The 14,350-nt window shown below is 63.9% G+C and carries 15 protein-coding genes; 10 read left to right on the forward strand and 5 right to left on the reverse strand.

What is annotated here, in order from left to right:
• Positions 1-21: 21 nt before the first annotated feature.
• Positions 22-1,011 (forward strand): Ldh family oxidoreductase, encoded by a 990-nt coding sequence (locus KUW62_RS07055; RefSeq protein ID WP_224814792.1) that lies wholly within the window; start codon positions 22-24, stop codon positions 1,009-1,011.
• A 24-nt stretch (positions 1,012-1,035) separates the two neighbouring features.
• Here the strand turns inward: KUW62_RS07055 and KUW62_RS19035 are convergent, their stop codons facing one another.
• From KUW62_RS19035 to KUW62_RS07070, 4 genes are all read right to left on the reverse strand, one after another.
• Positions 1,036-1,161: a hypothetical protein gene (locus KUW62_RS19035; RefSeq protein WP_255598657.1), complete on the reverse strand. Its 126-nt coding sequence runs from the start codon at positions 1,159-1,161 to the stop codon at positions 1,036-1,038.
• A gap of 6 nt (positions 1,162-1,167) precedes the next feature.
• Positions 1,168-1,677, reverse strand: coding sequence for a peptide-methionine (S)-S-oxide reductase MsrA (msrA, locus tag KUW62_RS07060; protein WP_224814793.1), 510 nt, complete (start codon positions 1,675-1,677; stop codon positions 1,168-1,170).
• The gene (gene msrB, locus KUW62_RS07065; RefSeq protein WP_224814794.1) at positions 1,674-2,123 is read right to left on the reverse strand and encodes a peptide-methionine (R)-S-oxide reductase MsrB; all 450 of its coding nucleotides are present in this window, start codon (positions 2,121-2,123) and stop codon (positions 1,674-1,676) included. The genes msrA and msrB overlap by 4 nt, the downstream gene beginning before the upstream one ends.
• Positions 2,124-2,282: 159 nt before the next feature.
• On the reverse strand, positions 2,283-2,843 hold the full coding sequence (locus KUW62_RS07070) for a DUF882 domain-containing protein (protein WP_224814795.1): 561 nt from the start codon (positions 2,841-2,843) through the stop codon (positions 2,283-2,285).
• A 397-nt stretch (positions 2,844-3,240) separates the two neighbouring features.
• Between KUW62_RS07070 and KUW62_RS07075 the strand changes: the two genes are divergently transcribed.
• From KUW62_RS07075 to KUW62_RS07090, 4 genes are read left to right on the forward strand one after another with little or no spacing between them, the layout of a single operon-like run.
• Positions 3,241-4,836, forward strand: a complete 1,596-nt coding sequence (locus KUW62_RS07075; RefSeq protein ID WP_224814796.1) for a murein L,D-transpeptidase — start codon at positions 3,241-3,243, stop codon at positions 4,834-4,836.
• A 31-nt stretch (positions 4,837-4,867) separates the two neighbouring features.
• A complete protein-coding gene (lpxD, locus tag KUW62_RS07080; protein WP_224814797.1) occupies positions 4,868-5,965 on the forward strand; it encodes a UDP-3-O-(3-hydroxymyristoyl)glucosamine N-acyltransferase in 1,098 nt (365 codons plus the stop codon).
• Between the two features lie 30 nt (positions 5,966-5,995).
• Positions 5,996-6,262 (forward strand): acyl carrier protein, encoded by a 267-nt coding sequence (locus KUW62_RS07085; protein ID WP_224817059.1) that lies wholly within the window; start codon positions 5,996-5,998, stop codon positions 6,260-6,262.
• A 3-nt stretch (positions 6,263-6,265) separates the two neighbouring features.
• Positions 6,266-7,477 carry a beta-ketoacyl synthase gene (locus KUW62_RS07090; protein ID WP_224814798.1) on the forward strand — a complete coding sequence of 404 codons (1,212 nt, stop codon included), beginning with the start codon at positions 6,266-6,268 and terminating at the stop codon, positions 7,475-7,477.
• 75 nt (positions 7,478-7,552) lie between these two features.
• Here the strand turns inward: KUW62_RS07090 and KUW62_RS07095 are convergent, their stop codons facing one another.
• Positions 7,553-8,221: an invasion associated locus B family protein gene (locus KUW62_RS07095; RefSeq protein ID WP_224814799.1), complete on the reverse strand. Its 669-nt coding sequence runs from the start codon at positions 8,219-8,221 to the stop codon at positions 7,553-7,555.
• 531 nt (positions 8,222-8,752) lie between these two features.
• Between KUW62_RS07095 and KUW62_RS07100 the strand changes: the two genes are divergently transcribed.
• The 5 genes from KUW62_RS07100 (at position 8,753) to KUW62_RS07120 (ending at position 14,342) form a co-directional block, all read left to right on the forward strand.
• Positions 8,753-10,324 (forward strand): helicase HerA-like domain-containing protein, encoded by a 1,572-nt coding sequence (locus KUW62_RS07100; protein ID WP_224814800.1) that lies wholly within the window; start codon positions 8,753-8,755, stop codon positions 10,322-10,324.
• Positions 10,325-10,537: 213 nt separating this feature from the next.
• Positions 10,538-12,520, forward strand: a complete 1,983-nt coding sequence (locus tag KUW62_RS07105; protein ID WP_224817060.1) for a heme lyase CcmF/NrfE family subunit — start codon at positions 10,538-10,540, stop codon at positions 12,518-12,520.
• Positions 12,517-12,981 carry a cytochrome c-type biogenesis protein gene (locus KUW62_RS07110; RefSeq protein WP_224814801.1) on the forward strand — a complete coding sequence of 155 codons (465 nt, stop codon included), beginning with the start codon at positions 12,517-12,519 and terminating at the stop codon, positions 12,979-12,981. The genes KUW62_RS07105 and KUW62_RS07110 overlap by 4 nt, the downstream gene beginning before the upstream one ends.
• Before the next feature lie 74 nt (positions 12,982-13,055).
• The gene (locus tag KUW62_RS07115; protein ID WP_224814802.1) at positions 13,056-13,832 is read left to right on the forward strand and encodes an enoyl-CoA hydratase-related protein; all 777 of its coding nucleotides are present in this window, start codon (positions 13,056-13,058) and stop codon (positions 13,830-13,832) included.
• Positions 13,833-13,967: 135 nt separating this feature from the next.
• Positions 13,968-14,342 carry a hypothetical protein gene (locus KUW62_RS07120; RefSeq protein ID WP_224814803.1) on the forward strand — a complete coding sequence of 125 codons (375 nt, stop codon included), beginning with the start codon at positions 13,968-13,970 and terminating at the stop codon, positions 14,340-14,342.
• Positions 14,343-14,350 lie beyond the last annotated feature (8 nt).

Raw genomic sequence — 14,350 nt, forward strand, 5'->3', positions numbered from 1 at the left:
CACAATTTGAAGGACTAAGATATGCTCGTCTCCGTCTCAGACATCCGCGCGCGCGCCGAGGCGGCGTTGCTGGCCCATGGAGCCGGTCCCTTCCAGGCCGCCGAAGTCGCCCGTGCCGTCGCGAGAGCGGAGCAGACCGGGAACATCATCTGCGGGCTCTACTATCTGGAAAGCTATTGTACCCAGCTGCGCTCCGGCCGTGTGAATGGGACCGTCGAGCCTCAGGTTGCGCGCCCCAAGCCCGGTGTCGTCCGGGCCGATGCGCGCCTGGGTTTCGCGCAACCGGCCTTCGCCCGTGCGCTGCCCATGGCCGTCGAGGCCGCGCGGGAGGTCGGCGTGGCGACCCTTGCGGTCGCCCATTCCCACACCTGCACCTCCCTTGGGTACTTCACCGAACAGATCGCGGCGGAGGGTCTGATCGGGATCGGGTTCACCAACGCCTCCGCCATCGTGGCGGCCCCGGGTGGGCGCGCGCCGGTTCTCGGAACGAACCCGATCGCCATGACGATCCCGGGCGACGATGCGCCCCTGATGCACGCGGATTTCTCCACCTCGGCCGTGGCGCTTGGCAAGATCACCATGGCAAAGGCCGCGGGCGAAGCGATCCCGCCCGGATGGGCCGTCGATGCCGAGGGCCAGCCGACAACCGACCCCGAAGCGGCCTTGAAAGGTGCCTTGGTCAGCGCCGCCGGGCCCAAGGGATGGGCCTTTGGCCTGTTGGTGGAGGTGATGGCGGCCGGGCTGACCGGGTCAGTCAATTCGCTGGATGTGAAAGGGCTGAAGCTGCCCGACGGGCCGCCTCACGATCTGGGACAGACCTACATCCTGATCGACCCCGGTGCCCATGCGGGGCATGACGTGATGGCGGCACGATTGGCGCGCGTTGCCGATACGATCGCGCAGGATGGGGGAACGGGGCGCATTCCGGGCGCCCCGCGCCGTCATCTCGATCCGGTCGATGTGCCGGATGCGCTCTGGGCGCAGGTGCAGGCGCTCGCACCCGGGTCTTAATCCCACCGCATACTGCGCCGACACTCATCGGGTCTGTTCAGACGTTTGCTCTGGCTTCTTGGCCGCCGCTTCCTTCCGTTTGGCCAACACGGTCCATACGACAAACGCCACACCAAGGATCAGGAAAACGGCGATGTGTTGTATGGCCATGGACGGCTACTCCGCTGCTTCGGTCCGCTTGGGCAGGACCCAGTTTGGTCGAACGAAATGGCAGGTATAGCCATTCGGGATGCGCTCAAGATAATCCTGATGCTCCGGCTCAGCTTCCCAGAAATCGCCCACCGGCTCAACCTCCGTGACAACGGGGCCGGGCCAGATCCCGCTATGGTTGACGTCCGCGATCGTGTCGAGCGCCACTTTGTGCTGTTCCTCATCCACATAATAGATCGCCGAGCGGTAGCTCAGGCCGCGATCGTTGCCCTGCCGGTTCGGCGTGGTGGGGTCGTGGATCTGGAAGAAGAATTCCAGCAGTGTCCGATAGCTGATGCGGTCCGGATCAAAGATGATCTCGATCCCCTCCGCATGGGTGCCGTGGTTGCGATAAGTCGCGTTGGGCACATCGCCACCGGTATACCCGACGCGCGTCTCCAGAACGCCGGGCATCTTGCGGATCAGATCCTGCATGCCCCAGAAACAACCGCCTGCCAGTACCGCACGTTCGCTCATGCCACATCCTCCACTTGATCCAGGTATTCGCCGTAGCCTTCGGCCTCCATGTCGTCGCGATGCACGAACCGCAAGGAGGCGGAGTTGATGCAATACCGCAGGCCACCGCGGTCCTGTGGGCCATCGGGGAATACGTGGCCCAGATGGCTGTCCCCGTGGGTGGAGCGGACTTCGGTGCGAACCATGCCAAGGCTCATATCGCGCAACTCGTTGATATGGGCGGGTTCGATCGGCTTGGTGAACGAGGGCCAGCCACAGCCGCTTTCGTACTTGTCCGAGGATGCGAACAGGGGCTCGCCGGACACGATGTCGACGTAGATGCCCGGCTCCTTGTTGTTCAGCAGCTCTCCGGTGCCGGGCCGCTCCGTCGCGTCTTGCTGCGTCACGCGGAATTGCTCCGGCGTCAGCGTCGCGATCACGTCCGGATTTTTGGTGTAGTTTGCCATGGGCGTCCCCCTTCTTGCCTATGCGCAGGATATGGGGGGGCGGGGCGGCTTGTCCAACACTCGGTCAAGTCACGCCTGCGTGTGCAAAAACGCCCCCGACCGGACGGCGGGGGCGTTGCAAGATCTGGGCCGGGCAGGCCGGATATTTCGACAGAGGCGTCAGCCGCCCCAGGTGCGCACCGGACCGCAATCCATGTGCACGAAGTTGGACCGGGAATAGCGCCCGACGCCACCGGCGTTGCAGGCACGTGCCGCGTTGAAGATCTGCGTGACCGAGCGGGACTGCAATTGCAGGTCCGCCGCTTCGCCCCGGATGTGCCGGGAATTGCGCGCCACGCCGGAGGACCGGCGGCGCAGCATCGCGTTCGTCTCCGGGCTGCGGTAGCCGGAAAGAAGCGTGTAGGGCTCGCTCGTATCCATCAGGTTATGGGCGGCGGCCATGATGTCGATGGTGCGGATGTTGATGTCGATGACCTGATCATTGCGCCAATCGCGCATGAAATAGTTCACTTCGTCCAGCGCCGGAGCAATGTATTCGCCTTCGATCCAGTAGATCATGTTCAGGCTTTCGCCCGCGCGGCCATTATACATGTTGAGACGGCGAATATCGCCTGCGCCCCGGAGAAAGCCTGTCGCGTTGGCCATTACCGGCGCTGCGGCAACAGTCGTCGCTGCGAACGTACGCAAAAGCGCACGACGCGAAAAAGTCGTGTCCGTCATGGGTGTCTTGCCCCTTTGTCCTGCCCGTTCCATGTAGCACCCGACCGCTTGTCCACGCGGCCCTCAGCAGAGTTTCGAGTACCATCCCCACAGGTTAGTGTGGTGGGAGTGACACAATCGAAACTTTTTTGGAAGGGTCGTTGCGCCTCAACTCCTCTATGCCCCCGAATTTCGGCGATTTTCTGCCGGTTTCACGGAGAAACGCTGAAATTCGCGTGGCGATTGTGGCGATCACGCTTTGCACCTCTGGCGGATGCCGCGCACCACGTATGCCGTTGCAGAGATGAAACTACACCGAAAAACTTACAGAAACGTGAATGGACTTAAGGCGTTGTTCACGCGACGGTGAGCCATTGACGGCTGCCCATTCATTTTGTCCGACGGGGATAAGAGTAACATGTTGAAATTTGCCAAGCTTTCGCTGCTCTCGCTGGCGTTGGCCGGGACGCCCATGGTGGCGACCCTCGTGATGCCCGCCCAGGCCGAGGCGCAGGCTTTCTCCGCACTGCGCCAGGCGATTGCCGAAGCCTCCTCCACCGAAGAGCAATTGGCCGCGTTCTACCGCGAGCGGGATTTCCAGCCGATCTGGACGACGCCCGACGCCGCCGACCGCCGCAATGCGCTGTTTTCCGCACTGGCGGAGGCGAATAACCACGGCCTTCCCACCCAACGCTACGACGCCGACGCCTTGATCGCGGCGTTCGAAGGCGCGACCAACCCCTACATGGTGGGGCAGGCCGACGTTCAGGCGTCGCTTCTGTTCCTGCAATACGCCCAGGACGTCCATTCCGGTTTCCTGGAGCCCGGCGACATCGTGGGCGACATCGTTCACACCCTGCCGCGCCGCGATCCGCTGGAGCTGTTCACGGAATTCGTCGATGCGAACCCCTATGAGTACATCGCGACCCTGCCGCCGCAGCACCCGGAATATACGCGCCTTATGCGCGCCAAGTTGCATCTGGAAAACCTCATCGACAATGGCGGCTACGGCCCCACGGTTCAGGCAGGCTCACTCGCGCCCGGTGCCACGGGCAACGCGGTCGTGCAATTGCGCAACCGCCTGATGGCGATGGGCTACCTCGAACGCTCGGCCACCGCGACCTACGACGCGCGCCTGCAACAGGCAGTGGTTGCGTTCCAGCTTGCCAACGGGATCGAGGCCGATGGCATCGCCGGCGGCGACACCATCAATGCCGTGAACCGATCCGCCACGGAACACCTGTCCGAGGTCATCCTTGCGATGGAACGCCAGCGCTGGCTGAATTTCGACCGCGGCGACCGGCATGTCTTCGTGAACCTGCCCGATTTCCACACCCGCGTGATCGATGATGGCGAAGTCACCTTCATCACCCGCTCGGTCATCGGCAGCCGTGACAGCGATCGCCGCACCCCGGAATTCTCCGACGTGATGGAGCACATGGTCATCAACCCGAGTTGGTATGTGCCCCGGTCCATCGCGCGCGGCTATATCCCGTCGATCCTTGCGGGCGGCGCGAACCACCTGCAATTGATGGCCAATGGCCGCCCGGTCAGCCGCGGAGCCGTGGATTGGTCGCGGTATTCGGCCTCGAACTTCCCGTTCGACCTGCGCCAGCCGCCGGGTCCGCGCAACGCGCTTGGCCTTGTGAAGTTCATGTTTCCCAACCAGTGGAACATCTACCTCCACGACAGCCCGGACCAGCACCTGATGACCCATGAGGTGCGGGCCTATTCCGCGGGCTGCATCCGTCTGGATGATCCCTTCGACCTCGCCTACCACCTTCTCGCCGCGCAGGAGGCCGATCCCCGGACCTTCTTCGACACGATCTTGAACACGCGGCGCGAGACGCAAGTGAACCTGGTGGAGCCGGTTCCGGTGCACCTCGTCTACTGGACGGCCTGGGTGGATACGGAGAACCGCTTGAACTTCCGCAACGACATCTACGGTCGCAACGCGCAATTGCGCCGCGCCATTCAGGACCTGGGGGTGGAGATTCGCGGGGTGAACAGCTAAGTCCAACCCGCAATCAGCGGGTGAGGGCGGCATGGCTGCTTACAAGGTGAAAGACATTGCGGCGGCGCTTGGGGCAGAGGTCCTGGGCGCCGCCGATCTTTTGGTGACCGGTGTGGCGGAGCCGTCCGCCGCAAGTCCCGACGATCTCGCGCTCGCCATGTCGCCCGCCTATGCCGAGGGCTTGTCCCAGGGTCGCGCCCGCGTGGCGGTGATCGGGGCGGGCATGGATTGGCAGGCGCTGGGGTTGGAGGCCGCGATCATCGCGCCGCGCCCCCGATATGCCATGGCGGGTGTGACCTCGGCGATGGATCCCGGCCCGGCGCTTCCGCGCGGCATTCACGCCAACGCCGTGATCGACCCGACCGCCGTGATCGGACGGGACGCGCGGATCGGGCCGTTCGTCGTGATCGGACACGGTGTGCGCATCGGGGCCAATGCCCGCATCGCATCCCACGCCAGCATCGGGGCAGGGGCCACGATCGGCGACGATGCCGTCATCCACGAAGGGGTCCGCATCTGCCACCACGTGCGCATCGGGGATCGCTTCATCGCGCAGCCCGGCGCGGTTCTGGGCGCGGACGGTTTCAGTTTCGTCACGCCCGAAAAGTCACAGGTGGAGGCGGCGCGCGAAAGCCTTGGCACCGCGCAGGACGCGGCCACCGACCAGAGTTGGACACGCATCCATTCCCTCGGCGGGTTGGTGATCGGCGAGGATGTGGAGGTTGGGGCCAACACCGCCATCGACCGGGGCACGATCGCAGACAGCGTCATCGGGGACGGCACGAAGGTCGATAATCTCGTCCATATCGGCCATAATTGCAGGATCGGGCGCGATTGCCTGATCTGCGGCCAGACAGGTTTCGCAGGATCGGTGGAGGTCGGCGACCGCGTGGTTCTCGGCGGCAAATGCGGGGTCAGCGACAACATCACGATCGGCTCGGACGTGGTGGCAGCGGGGGCGTCCAAGCTTTTCACCAATGTCCCTTCGGGCCGGATGGTCATGGGGCATCCGGCGGTGAAGATGGACCTGCACGTGGACATGTACAAAGCACTCCGCCGCTTGCCCCGCCTGTCCCAGACCGTGGCGGAATTGAAGAAAGCCGTTTTAAAGTCCGACAAGACGCCCTAGATGATCGTTCAAGATCAAAGGGAAGAGGCGATGGGCCAGAGCGTTCACGACAAGGTCATAGCGATCATTGCCGAACAGGCGGTGCTGGAACCCGGCGATGTCACCCCCGACGCCACCTTGGAGGATCTGGGGATCGACAGCCTCGGCCTTGTGGAGTCGATTTTCGCGATCGAGGAAGCCTTCGATATTCAGGTCCCGTTCAACGCCAATGAACCCGATGCCTCGGAGTTCGACATCTCTTCGGTGGCCGCGATCATCCGTGCCGTTGAAGGCCTCGTCGCCGAACAGAAGGCCTGACATTTGCGCCGCGTCGTCATCACCGGGCAGGGCACGATCAACGCCTTGGGCCATGACGTGCCCGCGACGCTGGCAGCGTTCCGCGACGGGCGCTGCGGCATTTCCGAGCTGGAGTTGCGCGATGTCGACCGGTTGAGCGTGCGCATCGGCGGGCAGGTGAAGGATTACGACCCCGAGGCGCTGTTCAACCGCCAGCAGATCGCGCTCTACGACCGCTTCACCCAATTCACCCTCATCGCCGCCCGCCAGGCCCTGGACGGGTGCGGTCTTGATTTCTCCGGTGCGCTGGCCACGCGGTCGGGCGTGGTGCTTGGCACCGCGGGCGGCGGCGTGAACACATGGGATGAGAATTACCGCTCCGTCTATGAGGAGGGGAAGAACCGCGTCCACCCCTTCGTCGTGCCGAAGCTGATGAACAACGCCGCCGCCTCCCATGTCAGCATGGAATGGAACCTCAAGGGACCGTCATTCTCGGTGGCGACGGCCTGCGCATCGTCCAACCATGCCATGGGGCAGGCGTTCAATATCATACGCTACGGCGGTGCGGACGTGATGGTGACGGGCGGATCGGAAGCGATGCTCAGCTTCGGGGGCGTCAAGGCGTGGGAAGGGCTGCGTGTCATGTCGAAAGATGCATGCCGCCCGTTCTCCGCCAACCGTAACGGCATGGTCCAGGGCGAGGGCGCGGCGGTGTTCCTGTTCGAGGAATACGAGCACGCGCGCGCCCGCGGGGCGGACGTTCTGGCGGAAGTCGTGGGCTTCGCCATGACATCCGACGCCGCCGATATCGTCATGCCGTCCCAGCAGGGGGCCGCGCGCGCGATTTCGGGGGCGCTCACCGATGGCGGTCTCAATCCCGAGGATGTGGGCTATATCAATGCCCACGGCACTGGAACGGCGGCCAATGACAAGGTGGAATGCGCCGCCGTGGCCCATGCATTCGGCCACCACGCGGACGACCTGATGATCTCGTCCACCAAGTCCATGCACGGCCACCTCATCGGTGGAACGGGCGCGGTGGAGCTTCTGGCCTGCATCATGGCACTGAAGGACGGCATCGTGGCGCCCACCATCGGCTATGAGGAGCCGGACCCCGAATGCGCCCTCGACGTCGTGCCCAACGACGCGCGGGAGGCGAAGGTCGGCGCCTGCCTGTCCAATGCCTTTGCCTTCGGCGGCCTGAATGCGGTCATCGCCCTGCGTGCTGCGCCCTGACGCGGCAAACGATACCAAAGAAAAAGCCCGCGAACCAAACGGGTCGCGGGCCAATTCTTTAACCGGATACGCGGCTTATTCGGTTGCCTCACCTTCCGCGTCACCCTCTGCGGGCGCGGCATCTTCCTGGGCCTCGATGAAGGCCCGGATCTCGACCATCCGCTCCTCCAGGGACGCGAATGCCGCCGTGAAACCCCGCAGCGATGCAACCGTCGGCACAGGCGCGCCGCCCATCTGGCCCGACTCGTCACGGATCAGCGCGAACAGGCGCACCGCGGTATCGGCGCCGCTTTCGAACTGGCTGATGTCGTCGGCGGTCAGTGCCAGCTGCACGAAACAGCCGATCGGACGACAGAACGCATAGGGTACGGTCGCGGGCGGATTGTCGTCGATCTGGATCTGCAGGCCCGGGCTCAACAGCGTGTCGAGCGGGGTCAGGATCGTCGCGGTCGCCACGGTGTCATCCTGTTCGAACAGCGCAGCGGAGATGCGGAATTCCGCGACCGGGTTGCCGTTTTCCTCCTCCAGAAGCTGGAACATTTCGCAGCGGTCCGGGGCCTCGTCACCCTCGGCACGGATGCAGCGGATCTGCCAGTCCCGGAAGATGTCGGAGACATAGGGCTCCCCCGGTTCAACCTCGGCCCGGTCGGGCAGGACCAGCGGCTCATCCTGGGCCAACGCCAAGCCGGGAAGGGCGAGGCTGGCCGCAAGGCCAAGTGCGACAAGGGTTCTGGAGAAATTCATGCGGAACACTTTCCTTAACGTCTTTGCGGTTCTGGCGTGCAATCCCGGTCCGTCAGTCGATCCGGTGCCATGTCTGAGCGGGTGGCTATCACGGGAAGGCCCGGTCTGTCAGGGGCAAAATCGTAGGGGCTTTCGGGATCGGCCCCGATATGCCGACCGGGGCTGAATTGGTATCCGCGGAGGTTGTAGATTGGGGTGTGCGGGGGTCCCAAAATAGCTAAAGGGTCCGCGGACGGACCCTTTGCATTTTCTCTCCCTGTCGGACTGGCCGACTTATGTGGCGGACGCTATGCCACCGGCGACGAGGCGTCAACAGCCCAAATGCGCCTTTTTTCAAATGTGAACGACCTCGCGATTCCTGACCAAACGGCCAAAAAAAACCGCGCCCATGAAGGACGCGGCCAGTTGACAGGGAGGAAGTCAACACCCACCCAAGCGGGCAGATGCACGGACAGACTGGCATCAAAAGGTTAAAAATGTATTTGTATCCGCGACGTGCCGCGGGGGCAGGGCAGAGCAGGGGGCAGGATCATGGCCGACCAGGTGGATAACGGAATTTTCGTGGGCGGCGGCGGCCCCGATTACGGGCAAGCGCAGGTGCTGCGCCCTGACTATGCGAACCGCCACGGGCTGATTGCCGGTGCGACGGGGACCGGCAAGACCGTCACGCTCCAGATTCTCGCCGAAAGCTTCTCCGCCCTTGGCGTGCCGGTCGTCCTGTCGGACGTGAAGGGTGATCTGTCGGGCCTGGCCCAGGCCGGTTCGCCGGACTTCAAGCTGCACCAACCCTTCATGGATCGCGCCGCCACGATCAACTTCACCGACTACGCCTACCGCGCCTTTCCCGTAACGTTCTGGGACCTTTTCGGCGAACAGGGCCACCCGATCCGCACGACGGTGGCCGAGATGGGGCCACTCCTCCTGTCGCGCCTGCTGGAATTGAGCGAGGCACAGGAAGGCGTGATGAACATCGCCTTCCGTGTCGCGGACGAAGAAGGATGGGCGCTCCTGGACCTCAAGGATCTTCAGGCCTTGCTGGTCTGGGTGGGGGAGAATCGCAAGACCCTGTCCCTGCGCTACGGAAACGTCTCCACCGCGTCGATCGGCGCGATCCAACGGCGCCTGCTGGTGCTGGAGGGGCAGGGTGGCACCGCTTTCTTCGGCGAACCGGCGTTGGAGTTGGACGATCTGTTTCTGACGGATGCTGCCGGGGCCGGCCGCATCAACATCCTGGCCGCAGACAAGCTGATGCAATCGCCACGGCTTTACGCGACCTTCCTGCTGTGGCTCCTGTCCGAGCTGTTCGAGACCCTGCCGGAGGTCGGCGACCCCGACAAACCCAAGCTGGTCTTCTTCTTCGACGAGGCGCATCTGCTGTTCGAAGACGCCCCCAAGGCGCTTGTCGACAAGGTGGAACAGGTCGCGCGCCTGATCCGGTCCAAGGGTGTTGGCGTCTATTTCATCACCCAGAACCCGGCCGACGTACCCGAGGACATCCTGGGTCAACTCGGCAATCGTGTTCAGCACGCACTCCGCGCCTTTACCGCCAAGGACCGCCGCGATCTGCGTCAGGCGGCGGAGAATTACCGCGACAATCCTGATTTCGATATCGAAGACGCGATCCGCGAAGTTGGTGTGGGGGAGGCCGTGACGTCCCTGCTGGAACGCAAGGGCATCCCGGGCATTGCCCAACGCACGTTGATCCGCCCGCCCTCGTCCCAGCTTGGCCCGATCGAGCCCTCAACCCGCGCTGCGCTGATGGGCCAATCACCGGTCGCAGGCAAATACGAGACGCTGCAGGACCGTGAAAGCGCCTACGAGATCTTGCAAAAACGCGCCGCCGAAGCCGCGAAAGAGGCGGAAGAAGCGGAGGCGGCCGAGGAACAGGCGGAAGCCGCCGAACGCGAATACCGCGCCGGGCGTCGCTATACCGGTGGTGGCGTCAGCCGCTCGTCTTCGCGCCCCGCGCGCCAGCGCCGCTCCTCCTCCCGCTCCGATTCCATCGGGACGACCTTCGCGAAAAGCTTCGCCCGTCAGCTTGGCACCCGCACGGGCCGCGCCGTGGTCCGTGGCGTTCTGGGCGGGCTGTTCCGGGGCCGCTAGGCGGGGTCATCCCGCCCCGCTGGTATCGCGTTGATCATTCACTCGTGAATGATTTGTGACCGTTTTCGAGATGACGCTATTCATTCTTGAATGAGCTACGCGCTCCTCTTCTGCACCTTGCGACATGACATCCGCGTCAACGCGGCGAAATCCGATTGGCCAAGGCATCGCATCCTATGGTCACTGGCGCCCGCACGACCTAGACTACATCCCATGATCGTTGAGCTTGGACATTTCGCCCTGATCCTCGGCTTTGCCGTGGCCATCTTCCAGATGATCGTACCGTTGATCGGCGCGGCCCGTAACGATGCGGCCTGGATGGCGACCGCCGATCCCGCGGCGTCTGCGCAATTCATCCTGACGGCGTTCAGCTTCGCCGCGCTGACCTATGCCTTCGTGACATCCGATTTCTCGCTCAGCCTCGTTGTCGCAAATTCCCATACCGACAAGCCACTGCTCTACAAGATCACCGGGGTCTGGGGGAACCATGAGGGTTCGCTTCTGCTTTGGGTGCTGATCCTGACGCTGTTCGGGGCGTGTGCCAGCTGGTTCGGCAAGGGCCTGCCGCCGACACTGCGCGCCCGCGTTCTGGCGGTTCAATCCTCCGTCGCCGTGGCGTTCTTCGCCTTCATCCTTTTCACGTCCAACCCGTTCCTGCGCCTTGCGAGCCCGCCCTTCAACGGGCAGGACTTGAATCCGCTGTTGCAGGACCCTGGCTTGGCCTTCCATCCGCCGTTCCTTTACCTCGGTTATGTCGGCCTCTCCATGGCGTTCTCCTTCGCCGTCGCCGCCCTGATCGAGGGGCGCGTTGACGCGGCGTGGGGCCGGTGGGTGCGGCCCTGGACGCTGGCGGCCTGGGTGTTCTTGACCATCGGCATCGGCCTTGGGTCGTGGTGGGCGTATTACGAGCTTGGCTGGGGCGGGTTCTGGTTTTGGGACCCGGTGGAAAATGCGAGCTTCATGCCGTGGCTGATCTCGGCGGCTTTGCTCCACTCAGCCATCGTTGTGGAAAAACGCGAGAGCCTGAAGTCGTGGACGATCCTTCTGGCGATCCTCGCCTTCGGCTTCTCGCTCATCGGGACCTTCATCGTGCGCTCCGGCGTGCTGACGTCGGTGCATGCCTTCGCCAACGATCCCGAACGTGGCGTCTTCATCCTGATGATCCTGGCCGTGTTCATGGGTAGCGCGCTTATCCTCTTCGCCTTCCGCGCGGGCGCGATGGAGGCGAAGGGCGTCTTCTCGACCGTCAGCCGCGAGAGTGGGCTCGTCCTCAACAATCTCCTCTTGGCGGTGTCGTGCTTCGTGGTTTTTATCGGAACGATCTGGCCGATGATTGCGGACCTGTTCTTTGACCGAACGCTCTCTGTCGGGCCACCTTTCTTCGACGCGGCGTTCACGCCCTTCGTATTCGCGCTGTCGGTGGCCCTGCCTATCGCGGCGATGATGCCGTGGAAACGCGCAACGCTGACCAAGCCGCTGCGTGCGCTGATGCCCGCCGCGATTCTGGCCATCGCAATCGGCCTGCTGACCTGGGCGATGTATACGGGCCGCACGGCGATCGCCCCCCTTGGCGTGGCGCTTTCGGTTTGGTTGGTTGCCGGAGCCGTGACCGACCTCTGGACCCGGACCGGGCGCGGGGAGATTTCAAGCAGGTTTGGCCGTCTCACCCGCTTGCCGCGTGCCGATTGGGGCAAGTCCATCGCACATGCCGGTGTGGGGATCACGATGTTCGGCGTCGTGACCCTGACCGGGTATCAGATCGAGGATATCCGCGTCGCGCGGGAAGGGGAGACCTATATCGTCGGCGCCTACCAGATTGAGCTTCTGGGTGTGGATGAGAATGTGCAGGGCCCCAATTACCTCGCCACGCAAGCGCGCGTCCGCGTCAGCGATCCGGAGACGGGGGAGGAGATTTCCGTCCTCACGCCGGAGCGTCGGATCTATCCCGTGGCGGGCATGCCCACGACGGAGGCCGGGATCAACAACGGCGTGACGCGCGATGTCTACGTCACCCTCGGCGATCCGCAGCAGGGCGGCGGTTGGGCGTTGCGGGTCTGGATCAAGCCCTTCGCCAATTGGATCTGGGGCGGCACGATCATCATGGCGCTTGGCGGCTTCCTCAGTCTCAGTGACCGGCGCTACCGCGTGGCGGCGGGAGCGGCGAAAGCACCCAACGCGGGCGTGCCAGCGGAATGAAACGCATCCTCCTCATCCTGCTTCTCGCCGCGACGCCCGTGCTGGCGGTGCAACCCGACGAGGTGCTGGACGATCCGGTGCTGGAGGAGCGGGCGCGGGATATCTCCGGCGGTTTGCGCTGCCTGGTCTGCCGCAACGAGAGTATCGACGAATCCAACGCCGATCTGGCCCGCGACCTGCGCCTTCTGGTGCGCGAGCGCCTGGTGGAGGGCGACAGCGATACGGAGGTCGTGGATTACATCGTGGCGCGCTACGGCGAATACGTGCTGCTGCGCCCGACCTTTGACGGGTCGACCATGCTCCTGTGGCTGGCCGGACCGGCCTTGCTGCTGGCGGGGCTTGGCCTTTCGGTGGCTTACGTGCGGGGCCGTGCCACCGCGCAGGCGCCTGCGGAAGCCGGGTTGAGCGCCGAGGAACAGGCGCGGCTGGACGAAATCCTCTCCGATCCGCGCCGCGACTGACGCAGCGTTTCCGCTTTTCTGAACCGAACGGTTTGCCTATGGTCCGGGCAGGTAAACGAAAAGGCCCCACGCCCATGGATTATCAGACCATCACGCTCGACACTCGCGAAGGTATCGCCGTCATCACGCTCAACCGTGAAGAGGTGATGAACGCGCTCAACACCCAGATGCGGGCGGAGATCACCCATGCCGTCGTCGCGGCGGGACAATCGGCGCGCGTTGTGGTGCTGACCGGGACGGGGCGGGCGTTTTGTTCGGGGCAGGATCTGGGCGACCGGGCCAATGCGGCGAACCTGAACCTGGAACGGACGCTGCGCGACGAATACATCCCGATGCTGATGGCGATTGTCGATTGCCCGGTTCCGGTCATCGCGGCGGTGAACGGCACGGCGGCGGGGGCGGGGGCGAACCTTGCCCTGGTCTGTGACGTGGTGATCGCAGCCGAATCCGCGTCGTTCATCCAGGCGTTTTCGCGCATCGGCCTGATCCCGGATGCGGGCGGCACCTGGGCCTTGCCGCGCACCATCGGGTTGCAGCGGGCGATGGGAGCAGCGCTGTTCGCCGAGAAGATCAGCGCGGCACAGGCGGCGGAATGGGGCATGATCTGGGAAATGGCTCCGGACCACGAATTCGAGGAGCTCTGGATGGCCCGCGCGACCCACCTGGCAACCGGCCCGACGGAGGCGTTCAAGCGGATCAAACAGGTCATGCGGGCAAGCTTCGGCAACGGGCTGGAGGAGCAGTTGCACCTGGAGGGGCAGTTGCAGGGCCAATGCGGAAAGACGCGGGACTTCAAGGAAGGCGTGATGGCCTTCCTGGAAAAGCGCGCACCGGCCTATGAGGGGCGGTGATCTGGATGATTGCAAGCGCGCAACCCATGGTTAAGTCGTTGTAACAGAACAATATTATTGAAATTGTTTACGAAAATTTAGCGATTTCTACGGGGAAGGTGGGTCTCACCGACCCGACGATGTATACTTTCGGGCATGGGCAAGACAGTCGATATCCAGGCGGGCGCGCGGACGAAGGTGTTCCGGCTGTTCTCAAGCTCTGTTCCCAGCACGATCAACTTCGACGCGACCGCTAAGGACGGCGACATCTCGGGGATTGTCGAGGTGGACCGCTGGCACTGGTTCAGCTGGAAGCGGGAAACCTTTCCGCTGCAATCCCGCAACAGCATCGAGAAGGGATTTGCCGACGCGGATTTCATCATCCATGTGACGCCCGATCAGGATTGCGAATTGGTTTTCACGGGCAAGGGGGCCGGGAGGGGATTGGTGGTGATCGTGCTGGCGGCCCTTGCGATCGTGGCGATTGCGGTTGCGATGGTCCTTCTCTCCGCCCCGCCGCCGGGCGGCTGAGGGAGGAC

This window comes from Hasllibacter sp. MH4015, from assembly GCF_020177575.1.
Taxonomy (GTDB): domain Bacteria; phylum Pseudomonadota; class Alphaproteobacteria; order Rhodobacterales; family Rhodobacteraceae; genus Gymnodinialimonas.

Coding starts and splice junctions, on each gene's coding strand:
- KUW62_RS07055 (WP_224814792.1), top strand. CDS start 22: ATGCTCGTCTCCGTCTCAGACATCCGCGCGCGCGCCGAGGCGGCGTTG.
- KUW62_RS19035 (WP_255598657.1), bottom strand. CDS start 1,161: ATGGCCATACAACACATCGCCGTTTTCCTGATCCTTGGTGTGGCGTTT.
- msrA (WP_224814793.1), bottom strand. CDS start 1,677: ATGAGCGAACGTGCGGTACTGGCAGGCGGTTGTTTCTGGGGCATGCAG.
- msrB (WP_224814794.1), bottom strand. CDS start 2,123: ATGGCAAACTACACCAAAAATCCGGACGTGATCGCGACGCTGACGCCG.
- KUW62_RS07070 (WP_224814795.1), bottom strand. CDS start 2,843: ATGACGGACACGACTTTTTCGCGTCGTGCGCTTTTGCGTACGTTCGCA.
- KUW62_RS07075 (WP_224814796.1), top strand. CDS start 3,241: ATGTTGAAATTTGCCAAGCTTTCGCTGCTCTCGCTGGCGTTGGCCGGG.
- lpxD (WP_224814797.1), top strand. CDS start 4,868: ATGGCTGCTTACAAGGTGAAAGACATTGCGGCGGCGCTTGGGGCAGAG.
- KUW62_RS07085 (WP_224817059.1), top strand. CDS start 5,996: ATGGGCCAGAGCGTTCACGACAAGGTCATAGCGATCATTGCCGAACAG.
- KUW62_RS07095 (WP_224814799.1), bottom strand. CDS start 8,221: ATGAATTTCTCCAGAACCCTTGTCGCACTTGGCCTTGCGGCCAGCCTC.
- KUW62_RS07100 (WP_224814800.1), top strand. CDS start 8,753: ATGGCCGACCAGGTGGATAACGGAATTTTCGTGGGCGGCGGCGGCCCC.
- KUW62_RS07105 (WP_224817060.1), top strand. CDS start 10,538: ATGATCGTTGAGCTTGGACATTTCGCCCTGATCCTCGGCTTTGCCGTG.
- KUW62_RS07110 (WP_224814801.1), top strand. CDS start 12,517: ATGAAACGCATCCTCCTCATCCTGCTTCTCGCCGCGACGCCCGTGCTG.
- KUW62_RS07115 (WP_224814802.1), top strand. CDS start 13,056: ATGGATTATCAGACCATCACGCTCGACACTCGCGAAGGTATCGCCGTC.
- KUW62_RS07120 (WP_224814803.1), top strand. CDS start 13,968: ATGGGCAAGACAGTCGATATCCAGGCGGGCGCGCGGACGAAGGTGTTC.